The organism is Cytobacillus spongiae (genome assembly GCF_021390075.1).
In genome coordinates, this window is sequence record NZ_CP089997.1 from 3699489 (window position 1) to 3711338 (window position 11850).

Genomic DNA, 11850 nt, shown 5'->3' on the forward strand with positions numbered 1-11850 from the left:
ATGAAACTTGGCTTATTTTTTTGACATGTGGGAAAAATTCTGATAGAGGAGATCAGGTATGGCAAAAAACAGAAACGCCTATAAAAGGCAAATTAAAAAAGCTAGACGTAAAAGAATTGTTGCGTGGATCCTTCTACCTATTCTTGTATTAACAATTAGTGCCACTGTATATGGCGCTTTCTTATATAGCAAAGCAGAATCTGTAATGGACGAATCCTATACACCTATTGAAAGGGATACAAAAAGAACGGAAGTCGACCCAAAGGTAGATAATATTTCTATATTAATGATAGGTGTAGATGACAGTGATACAAGGGCCGAGGTAAACTCTAGATCAGATGCCCTTATGGTAGCTACCTTTAATAAGAAAGCCAAATCAGTTAAGCTTCTAAGTATTCCTCGTGATTCTCTTGTTTATATACCATCTGAGGATATAGAAGATAAAATTAATCACGCTCATGCCTTTGGCGGCCCTGCATCAACCATTGAAACAGTAGAAGAGCTACTAGAAATACCCATTGATTATTATGTAAAAGTTAATTTCAATGCATTTATTGATATCGTAGATGCTTTAGACGGAATCAAGGTTGAAGTTCCTTACGCTATCAATGAGTTTGATTCGAAAGATAATCGCAACGCAATTAGCCTACAACCAGGCTTACAAGTGTTAGACGGTGAAGAGGCGCTTGCTCTTGCAAGAACAAGACACCAGGATAATGATATTATGCGTGGGGAAAGGCAACAGGAAATCCTAAAAGCAATTGTCGATAAAGCTATTTCAGCTAATTCCATTACAAAATATGCAGATGTAATTGATGCTATCGGGGAAAATATGCAAACTGACTTATCATTTAGCCAAATGAAATCATTTTTTGATTATGCCACTGCAGGATCTTCTTTACAGATCGATTCCATAAAAATAGATGGAGAAGACCTTTGGATTGATAATGGAAATAACAGATCCTATTATTATCAATTAGACGAAGAATCTATTAGCGAAGTGCAACTAACTCTACAAGTTCACCTTGGAATTGAGGAAGAAGAACTTGATCGCTCATCATTAGAAGACAGCGAAAATACTAACTCGAGCAACTATTAAATAGCTTTGCCCCTATTAGGGGCAAAGCTATTTTTATATCGTCATTTTCTTTCATCTCAAATAAACAAAGGGTTAATTGCAAGCTCACCTCGAGGGGCAAGGCGATGGAGCTAGATGTGGAGGCACTTATCAACAATGAATAAATTTTATCATTTCTTAAACAATAAAAAAGCGCGACAAATGGTCGCACTTTTGACTATTATATTCGATTCTTCACGTTTGCCATTCGCTTTAATAACGGCTTGTATTCACTACCAACTAATCCAATTAATTCTGCAAACAATTCAATTCCTACTATTAACACAGTAATGACTACAAGTGAGCCCCACATTGTTGATTGAGAAAAGATTACAGCAGCCAAACCAAACATTGCTGCCATTGCATATATAATTAAAACCGTTTGACGGTGAGAGTAACCAAACCGTAGTAAGCAGTGATGCAAATGAGATTTATCTGGAGCAGACAATGGCTGCTTATTGACAATTCGTCTAATAATCGCAAAAAATGTATCAGAAATCGGTACACCTAAAATAATAACAGGGACAATCAAAGAAATCACTGTTACATTTTTAAAGCCAAGCAAGGATAGAACAGCAATCATAAACCCTAGGAAAAGAGCTCCTGTATCACCCATAAATATTTTTGCAGGGTGGAAATTATATACCAAAAACCCAAGAGTACTTCCTAACAGAATAATTCCAAAGCTTACAACAAACAGGTCCCCTTTCAGGATTGCCATCCCTGATATTGTTATAAGAGCAATGGAAGATACTCCCGCAGCCAAACCATCTAAGCCATCAATTAGGTTAATGGCATTTGTAATTCCCACGATCCAAAGAATGGTTAATGGGATACTGAATATCCCAAACTCAATTTGCCCTACAAAAGGCACATTAATATACTCTACACTAACTCCGCCAATTACTACTGTTGCAGCTGCAGCTAATTGACCAAGCAATTTAAATTTTGCCGATAACTCCATCATGTCATCCAAAACGCCAGTTACGATGATGATTAAGCTACCAATTAGGATAGGTATTACCAGTTCTCCTTCAGGTCTAAGAAAGAGGACTCCTACAAGAAAGCTGATATATATTGCCAAGCCACCTAAGCGGGGCATAATCCTCTGATGAACTTTTCGATTATTCGGTTTATCAACTGCACCAATTTTTATCGCCAATTTCTTTACTAACGGTGTCATAATAATCGATGCGATAAAACATATTAACAAGGTAAGGTAAACCATATCGTACCTCCTCAACTATTAGCATATCCAAAGTCAAAAATTTTTAAATTAACAAGTTCGTCATATTCAACAAAAAAATGGTTACCATAAAATTAAACAATTTTCTAAAAAACAGTATAGCAATAATTCTCGCTCATTTCTTTTACAGTTTTGTAAAAAAATTAGCCCATTACAACTTCATTATTATATCTACTTATCTCTAAATATTCCACTATATTTTTTCCTACTTCATTATGTAAGCAGATTGTACCCTCTTTTTCCAATCTAAAACATATGACGAAATATATCAAATAAAAGTTGCATATATTTTCTAGTTCTTCAATCTATATAGTAAAATATCCTTTCTTTTGGTAAGATTAATAAATGTTAGAATTAAACTAGTAGGAATGAAGGAGCGTACGAATATGCTAACGTTTCTCAAAAAAACCCTTGGGGATACAAATGAAAAACGACTAAAAAAATATAGTAAATTAGTAGAAGAAATAAATTCTTTAGAGCCTAGATTTGAACGTTTTACAGACGAACAATTAAAAGAGAAAACCCTTGAATTTAAAAATGCCATTCAAAATGGTGCCTCTATTCAAGATATTCAGACTGAAGCATTTGCAGTTGTCAGAGAAGCTTCTAAAAGAGTGCTAGGCATGCGCCATTTTGACGTTCAATTAATCGGTGGGCTTGTTCTAACCGAAGGTAATATTGCTGAAATGGCTACTGGTGAAGGAAAGACTCTTGTAGCTTCACTTCCTAGCTACCTAAGAGCCTTAGAAGGCAAAGGTGTACATGTCATTACGGTGAATGATTATTTAGCACGACGCGATCGTGAAATGATTGGTCAGATACATGAATTTTTAGGACTTTCTGTTGGTTTGAACCTTCCAATGATGATGCCCGAGGAAAAAATATCTGCCTATAGATCAGATATTACCTATGGAGTAGGAATCGAATTTGGTTTCGATTATTTAAGAGATAACATGGCTCGCGACCCAAAAGAACGTGTTCAACGACCTTACCATTTCGCGATTATAGACGAAGTAGATAGCGTCCTAATTGACGAGGCCAAAACACCGTTAATTATTGCTGGAAAAATGAAGTCGAGCGCTGATCTTCATTATATCGCTGCTCGATTAGCAAAGCGCTTTAAAGTAGAATTGGATTATCACTTTGATGATGAAACAAAGGCAACTAGCCTAACAGACGTAGGAATTGAAAAGGTGGAGAAGGCTTTTGGTGTAGATAATTTATATGAGCTAGAACACCAAACACTTTACCATTACGTCATCCAAGCTGTTCGAGCTCATGTAATGTTTACAAGAGATGTTGACTATATCGTTCGCGAAGGAAAAATCATGCTCGTTGATATGTTTACAGGCCGTATTATGGAAGGCAGAACATTAAGCGACGGACTTCACCAAGCAATCGAGGCCAAAGAATCCTTAGAAATAACTGAAGAAAATAAAACGCAAGCATCTATAACCATTCAGAACTATTACAGAATGTATCCGCATTTATCTGGAATGACTGGTACAGCAAAGACAGAGGAAAAAGAATTTGAGCAGGTTTATGGAATGTCTGTTATCCAAATTCCGACGAATAGACCGAAGATTCGGGATGACCGGGATGACATCGTTTTCCGAACAGCTCATGAAAAATACGTAGCCGTAACGAAAGAAGTCAAAGAACGCTATAAAAAAGGGCAGCCGGTATTAGTTGGTACTTCTTCTATTCTTCAATCAGAAAAAGTAGCTAAATACTTTAATGAAGCAGAGCTACCTTATGAAATATTAAATGCAAAAAGTGTCGAGCAAGAAGTACGTTTAATTTCACTTGCTGGTCAAAAAAGTCAGATCACGATTGCGACGAACATGGCTGGACGCGGGACAGATATCCTATTAGGTGAAGGTGTTGCAGAGCTTGGTGGACTGTATGTTCTCGGAACTGAAAAACATGAAAGTCGCCGAATTGATAATCAATTAAGAGGACGTTCAGGGCGCCAGGGAGACCCTGGAGAGAGCCAATTCTTCATCTCTTTAGAAGATGAAATGTTCCGCCGTTTCGCTAAAGATGACTTAGAAAAACTTGAAAAGAAGCTATCAGTTAACGAAGAAGGAATTGTCCTAAATAAAAATGTTCATGAGTTCGTAGATAGAGTACAGCGTATTGTAGAAGGCGCAAGCTTCTCGATGCGGGAATACAATCTAAAGCTAGATGATGTAGTAAATGAGCAAAGAAGTATTATTTACACTCTCAGAAATAAGGTTTTAGAACAAGATGATCGAATCGAACTACTGATCCCAATGGTAAAAGAGACCATTCAAACAGAAATTGACCAAACCTGCCAAGAAGATATTCTGCCTGAAGAATGGACTACACAAGATCTATACCAAACAGTAAACACCCTTCTACTCGCCGAAAAGATCGTGGTAACTGATATCATTACCGAACTAAAAGAAATAAACCAAAGCGTCTTCACAGCACTAGATCAATATTTACAAAAGCTCGAATCTCTTAAAGAGCAAGAACAAGTACAAGCAGGTCTTAAATATATTATGACAGCTATTATCGATCATCACTGGGTTCAGCATTTAGAAGGAATGACGCGTTTGAAAGAAGGCATTGGACTTCGTCATTATCAACAAGAAGACCCGATGAGAATATATCAGCGTGAGGGGCTTGAGCTTTTCACATTATCCTTCCATAAAATCCAAAAGGATATTTGTATAGAAGCAGTGTCATTAATTAAGCAATTTGAAAATGCGCAAGAGGAATTGTAATCCATTTTAAAGGAGTAGTAGAAGCTATGCTATCGATCTTCCGTCGTAAAAACCAAGATAGAATGAAAAAGACTGGGTTGGAAAGCAGTGTCTCTTCTGAAGATCTCTTTCAAGTTTCTGAGGAATCAGCTGAAGAGGAAATATTCACTGACCTTTCTCTTCACCCGTCCTGGAATATTCAATCTGAACAAATGTACGTTTTACGTTTTTTAAATAATGAGCTGCCGCCTTTAAAGCCGAATCAAATTTCATTATCTGGGATTGAAATTCGTCCAGACCAAGCTGGCGTTGAGGTAACTGCATTTGTAAGAAACAGTCTTACAAAATCAATCAAATTTCAAGAGGTAAACTTGTTACTATTAGATTCGAATAAAGAAGTCATTGCAAAGCATACTTTCGATTTAAGTGAGCTTGGTGATCTTCCTGCTAAAAGCAGCCGTCCTTGGAGCTTTCTATTTCCAGCTTCGGCTTTATTGAAATCCGAGTTTGAAAAAGAAGGATGGACCATTGCTTTCGAACTTAAGAAAAAACATCAATTGGATTTGCATGAAACATGGGAACAATCCATTGCACTTGAAGAAAAAGAGAAATTAGAAAAGCTTGTACAGAGTATTCAGCCTCCTAAACAAGGTGAAGTCAATTTTATGGGTATTCAAGCCAAATCAGCAGATTCAGGAGAATTACATGTTACAGTATTGATACGCAATGGGCATGATAAGAACATGAATATTCAGCAGCTTCCTTTGCAGGTAGAAGATGCTTCTGGTGAAGTCATTGCAAAAGGAGGCTTCAAGCTAGATAATTTTGAAATTAAAGCAAATACATCTAAGCCTTGGACTTTCATCTTTCCATCTAGTCTAGTTACAAAAGAAAAACCTGACCTATCCAAATGGAAGGTATATCCTATTCAATAGGAATATAAAAGGATCAACTCATGTAGTTGATCCTTTTTTTGTATAACCTTTTGTTATTTTATGATAAACGGCATTGCATAGTCTTTTCTCATCGCTACTCCATTTAACGATCGAACAGCCTTGGTTACAATTAGCTGATAAGCTTTTCCTTTTTCATACCCAGCAACAGGGCTTTGAATATACGCCGTTTTCCCATCTGTATGCAAACCAACCTTGACTTGCAGTCGATTCCCATCAACATCTTGAACATAAATGGCTTTGTCATTTACTGTTGTAGGACTTAACGCCGTATTAAATGATACCGTCCACTTTTTATCACTCTCTACTGTTTTTGTACTAGAGTTCGTTTTAAAATAGGCTTCTTTATGTGGAAGCTCATAAATTGCTTGTAGCTGATCCAAGTAAATTGTACCCTTTGATTGCTTAGCAATTACGGTTTCTGCTATATACACTCGTTCAAATGAGAGAGGATACTGTACATTCGTCGGAATAGTGGCTTGAACATACTTCCAGCCATTCCAATTCAAAGCGCCCTCCTCTGTAAAGCTTACGGTCACCTCTTTACCAGCCGCATCATATAACCTACCTCTTAACCAATGATTTTGGCCATCACCATATGCCCATAAGCCAATTGCTAATGGCTTTCCTTCAATAGGGATTCGGTTTTTTGCTACAGCATATGAAGCAGTAGTTCCCGATTTATTACCAGTGAAATCGTAATTTAATTTTAGATAGCTATTGCCTTCCTTTTGAGATCCATCTGAAACGCTCCCAATAGTTGTTCGTGCACGCACACTATCTGTACTCCATTTTGTAAGACTCTCAAAGCCATCTAGAAGCTTCGGTTTATTATTAACGGTTACTGGTATGGAAAGCTTCTTTTCCCCGATTTGTGCTGTAAGAGAACCATTTGCATCAATTGTAGAGGCAATAAAGGTACCATCAGGCTGAACAGTACCTACATTTCCTTCTGCTTTCCAAGTTATTCTTTGAGGATCATGTATAAGCAATTTCCCATTGGAATCATATACTTTTAGAGATAATTTCTGTGATTGTCCTTTCCCAATATAAATACTCGGTTGGGAAGCTTCTATTTTACTAGGATTCGCAACTACAGCAATTGGAACCTTCACCTTTGCTAGACCAGATTTAACTAATACATACCCATTCCCAGCCTTTTCTGCAATAAACCGGTGATTTTCCACCGTGCCAATTCCACCTATTACTTCATATTCAATCATTTCATTGTTTAGGGTTATTAAATTATTATATGAATCTAGTACGTTATTAAGTTGAAATGCGACAGAACCGCCTACTAAAATCTTGCCTTCAGCGGCTTGTTTTGCTTCGAATGTAGCTGCTTGTCCATATGGGGCGGTACTAATTGCTTGTAAAATAGCTGATACCGAACGTTGCTTTCCATCGGATGGTTTATTGACTAAAGATGCATACCGATTTCCAGGAATTCGAGCAGCCATTGTTGTAGAACCACCGCCATCCAAGTTAAGTGCTTGATATGCTCCAATTCCTACAAGATAATTAGAAAATTCTTTCAATGTCATCCCTTCACTATAGCCCGGCTGCCTTCCATCAACAGTTACGTAAAAAACCTTAGTGCCAGATGCATCAACTGCTACTGCTGAACGAGGTGCTCGGCTAGTGGCCCTTGGACTACTTGAATCAATGGTCATACTAGACTTTCCATTTTGAACAAGGAGAGGACCACTCGCTAAAATAAACTTAGCATCCTTCCATTTTTGATCAATTCCCACTTGAATAGTAACTGGGTCTCCTACCTTTAAATTTCGCACTTGGTCTACAGCTGTTCCATGGGCAGAAATAACATAACCATCCTTTGGTATTTCGGCACTAGTCACTTGACCATAAGGGCGAATACTAACAACTTTCCCTGTTACGGGCTCTCCAAAAGTCGCACCTGGATCGAGATTCTTATTAAGCCCTTTAACTACTATTTCCATTCCTGTCGGATTCGTTCTTGTATGACTATAGCGAAAGCTTTGAGTGTATAGAATACTTTCATTCTCATTACGCTGTCTGTTAAAGGAAGATAATTGATAAGTTTGATTATGGTGTGTAATAGATATTTGCAGCTGAAAACGATCGATTATTCCTTTCCCACTTCTATCCTTACCGAATGCTGCTGGTGTATGCATGTAATCAGTTGAGGATGAAGATAAAGCCCCAAGATTTGCTATCTGATTATTTGAAGATAACAGATAGGCCACTTCCCCTGAATCCATATGAAAAAAAGAAGCATTAATAGCTCCAACAACATGATGCTTCTCAAATGTATGCATCTTAGCTAATGAAGTTACTGGTGTTAACTTATTTATTGGATTCGAAATCCCATAATCAATATCTGTATAGGGATCTTGTAAATTAATTTGTATTTGATGGATGGATTGTTTCTTGTTAGAAATAGACAAAGACTGATTTGTTAATGAAATGCCTGGAGTTAATTTGGTCACACTCTCTGCAGCATTCACAGGCTGAATTTGTATCCCAATTAGAAAGAAAATCAATATAGCGATAAAGTACTTTTTCATAGCTGAACGATCCCTCTTTTTCTAGTAAAATACTATATTTGGAAAAATAAAGTTATCCTACTAAATTATAACTTATTTTGACAAAAAACCAAGAGGTTCGACCCAGCTTTTCATAGATAAAACTAATGTCCTATAACCAAAAAAAGATATCTGCTTTTTAAAAAGCAGATATCTTTTTTCGGCCTGCGACCAACCATCGCCCACACTTTATCGCCAAACAAAACGGAAGTGTATTACACTTTTATTTTAACACATAAGGGCTGTTATACAAGATATAACATGAAATATTTTCATGTTTTGGCTATTTTATGAGAGATATATAATAATACCCTTTTAGGTTAATTTCTTCATATTTTAAGAGCTATTAAGTACTACTCTATCCCTTAATAGTTATAAATTACTATTATAAACGACTGTCATTCCAATAATTTACCACATGATGTTCGTTCGGATCATATACTTCAAGTTGGAATCCTTTATAGTGAATATAATCAATAATCTCGGAAAGAACGGACGCAGTTCCTTTCGAATCATGAAATAGAATAACAACCTTATCTTGCTTCAGCGCTAACTTCTCCATTCCCAGCCTTACATTCGCAACAATTTGTCTAGGGTTGTTACTCTGATATTTCCAATCCAGCGTGTCGATATGCCAGTCCCACATCTTAAATCCATACTTGGCGAGAGAATCTCTATATGGTTGTTTCATATAAGGCTTACTCCCGTAAGGAACACGAGTCAGTTTACTATTAACTCCTGTAAGATTGAACAACGTTTTTCTTGCAGTTTCCATTTCTAAAGCAACATTTTGTGGTTGCCCCATATAAAGCTTATTTTTATCATGCGTTACACTATGTAAAGCTGGATAATGTCCCTCATTTACTAATTGATTTACGGTACTTGGATATTTCCTCATATTCGGTTCAAGCATAAAAAAGGTTGCTAATGCCTGTTTGGTTTTTAGAATCGATAATATCTTCGGAGTATAGATGTTTGGTCCGTCATCAAAAGTTAGGTACACCTTTCTCTTGCCTTTTGGAACAACATTATCCTTATTACTTGTCTTCCCATTAAAGTATTCAAATAGTTTTTTTCGATTTAGCTGAACAAACCCGTTATGACTAGTTGTATGTTTACCGTTAACTAATCGAACGGTGTTGTTCTGTGAAAGATAATCTACCCGATAGCCAAAAAATTCACCTAATAGACGAACAGGCGCTTGCGTTCTTTTATCTTTAATAAATATACTGGCCTTATGATTCATACCATCAGAATTTACTAATGTATGTTCCGCAATAGAAAATAAAATCCACCGCTCACCTTTACTGACTTGTAGCGTTTGATTACTAGAATCATAGGTAATGGATGCACCAATCGCTTCTGCAAATGGAACAATTGGAACATAAGCAGTCGAATCCGAAATAGATGGAGCTGCATCTGGAAATTCAATAAGCTTATCATTCACCCCGACAGCGATTTTCTTTTCTGCTGCAATGGCGATTGACTTTCCTGATAATAATAGAATGAATACGAAAAATGCCATCATCCATAAAACCTTATTCTTCAACTTTAGCAGCCTCCTGTAATACCATTTTTTTCATATTATGTTATTCTACTATATTAATTAGTATATATGAACTATATTTCTACAATTTTTTTCAAATAATGACTTAAATTTACACACATTTCACTATCAAACTACAATAGTGTAATATTGTATCTATAATTTCTGTATAGTATGATGTAGTTTGGCACTTCATCGTGTCATTTCTAATTTCGCGGAGGAGATTAACTTGATTTTTAATTCTTTTGAATTTATTTTTGTGTTTCTTCCTATTGTTTTCGTTGTTTACTTCCTTTTAAATAAAGTGAATTTCACTATTTCAAAGATTTGGTTATTACTTAGCTCACTTTTCTTCTATAGCTGGTGGAATCCAAAGTATTTACCATTAATTCTTGTATCTTTAGGTATAAACTATTTAATTGGAACCTATTTAGGAAAAGAAAATCCGACTTATCGAAGAAAATTTTGGTTAACCGTCGGAATTGTATTTAATGTATGTTTACTAGGGTATTTTAAATATTATGACTTTTTTATTAGTAATTTAAATGTTGTATTAGGTGCAAACTTACAGGTGCTTCATTTGATTCTTCCTTTAGCCATCAGCTTTTACACCTTTCAGCAGATCGGCTATCTTGTAGACTCTTTTCGAAATGAAACCAAAAATTATAATTTCTTGAACTACTCCCTGTTCGTAAGTTTCTTCCCGCAGTTAATTGCGGGGCCAATCGTACATCATAGCGCAGTTATGTCCCAATTCTCAGATCGTCAGAATCGAAAAATTAACTACAAAAATATTGGTTTAGGCTTATTTATTTTTGCTGTGGGATTATTTAAAAAGGTAGGAATTGCTGACACCTTTTCGGTATGGGCGAATAAGGGATATAGTATGTCGGAGAATTTAACCTTTGTAGATTCTTGGGCAACCTCTTTATCATATACATTTCAATTGTATTTTGACTTTAGTGGGTATTCAGATATGGCAATAGGTGCGGGGCTACTCTTCAATATTGTTCTACCAATGAATTTTAATTCTCCTTACAAAGCCCTAAATATCCAAGATTTTTGGAGAAGATGGCATATTACACTATCAAGCTTTCTTACAAAATATATCTATATTCCATTAGGGGGAAACCGTAAAGGTAGATTTAGAACCTATCTCAACATCCTAATTATCTTTTTTATTAGTGGTTTCTGGCATGGTGCTGGTTGGACTTTTATTGTATGGGGAGTATTACATGGATTGGCAAGCGTCATTAATAGACTATGGTCAAAAGCTGGGTTCAAAATGTATAAATGGCTAGCATGGTTAATCACCTTCCAGTTTGTAAATGCAACTTGGGTATTCTTCCGCGCCCCTTCCTTTGAAATTGCTCAAAACGTACTAAAAGGAATGGTGGGTTTAAATGGCTTCGGATTGCCAGAAGAGTTCAACCACTTTGAATATTTACAAGGAAAGGTATCTAACTTCTATGCATTTCCACTTGATGATGGATTTATAAAGCCTGCTATTGTCATTTTACTAGGATTGATAGTTACACTATTTGCCAAAAACTCAATTGAACTCAAAAATAACCTAAAACCAAACTGGACCAATGCTTTCTTTGTATCAGCTCTAATTGTATATTCTGTATTTCAACTACAAAAAGTCACAGAATTCCTATACTTTAACTTCTAGGGTGGAGTATGATT

7 protein-coding genes are annotated in these 11850 nt (G+C 36.2%); 4 read left to right on the top strand and 3 right to left on the bottom strand.

The window, feature by feature from the left end:
• Positions 1 to 58 precede the first annotated feature (58 nt).
• A complete protein-coding gene (locus LS684_RS18705; RefSeq protein WP_233808344.1) occupies positions 59 to 1099 on the top strand; it encodes an LCP family protein in 1041 nt (346 codons plus the stop codon).
• Positions 1100 to 1298: 199 nt separating this feature from the next.
• Here the strand turns inward: LS684_RS18705 and LS684_RS18710 are convergent, their stop codons facing one another.
• Complete coding sequence (locus tag LS684_RS18710; RefSeq protein WP_233808346.1) at positions 1299 to 2345, bottom strand: glycosyltransferase family 4 protein; 1047 nt, start codon at positions 2343 to 2345, stop codon at positions 1299 to 1301.
• Between the two features lie 404 nt (positions 2346 to 2749).
• Between LS684_RS18710 and secA2 the strand changes: the two genes are divergently transcribed.
• The gene (gene secA2, locus LS684_RS18715; protein ID WP_233808353.1) at positions 2750 to 5116 is read left to right on the top strand and encodes an accessory Sec system translocase SecA2; all 2367 of its coding nucleotides are present in this window, start codon (positions 2750 to 2752) and stop codon (positions 5114 to 5116) included.
• A gap of 26 nt (positions 5117 to 5142) precedes the next feature.
• Entirely contained in the window at positions 5143 to 6030 is an 888-nt protein-coding gene (locus LS684_RS18720) for an accessory Sec system S-layer assembly protein (RefSeq protein ID WP_233808354.1), read from the top strand.
• Positions 6031 to 6083: 53 nt separating this feature from the next.
• Here the strand turns inward: LS684_RS18720 and LS684_RS18725 are convergent, their stop codons facing one another.
• Together LS684_RS18725 and LS684_RS18730 are read right to left on the bottom strand one after the other, a co-directional pair.
• Positions 6084 to 8597, bottom strand: a complete 2514-nt coding sequence (locus LS684_RS18725; protein ID WP_233808356.1) for a phosphodiester glycosidase family protein — start codon at positions 8595 to 8597, stop codon at positions 6084 to 6086.
• Positions 8598 to 9000: 403 nt separating this feature from the next.
• On the bottom strand, positions 9001 to 10164 hold the full coding sequence (locus LS684_RS18730; protein WP_233808361.1) for a polysaccharide deacetylase family protein: 1164 nt from the start codon (positions 10162 to 10164) through the stop codon (positions 9001 to 9003).
• 226 nt (positions 10165 to 10390) lie between these two features.
• On the opposite strand from LS684_RS18730, the gene LS684_RS18735 reads away from it, so the two are divergent.
• On the top strand, positions 10391 to 11836 hold the full coding sequence (locus tag LS684_RS18735) for an MBOAT family O-acyltransferase (protein ID WP_233808363.1): 1446 nt from the start codon (positions 10391 to 10393) through the stop codon (positions 11834 to 11836).
• Positions 11837 to 11850: the final 14 nt, after the last annotated feature.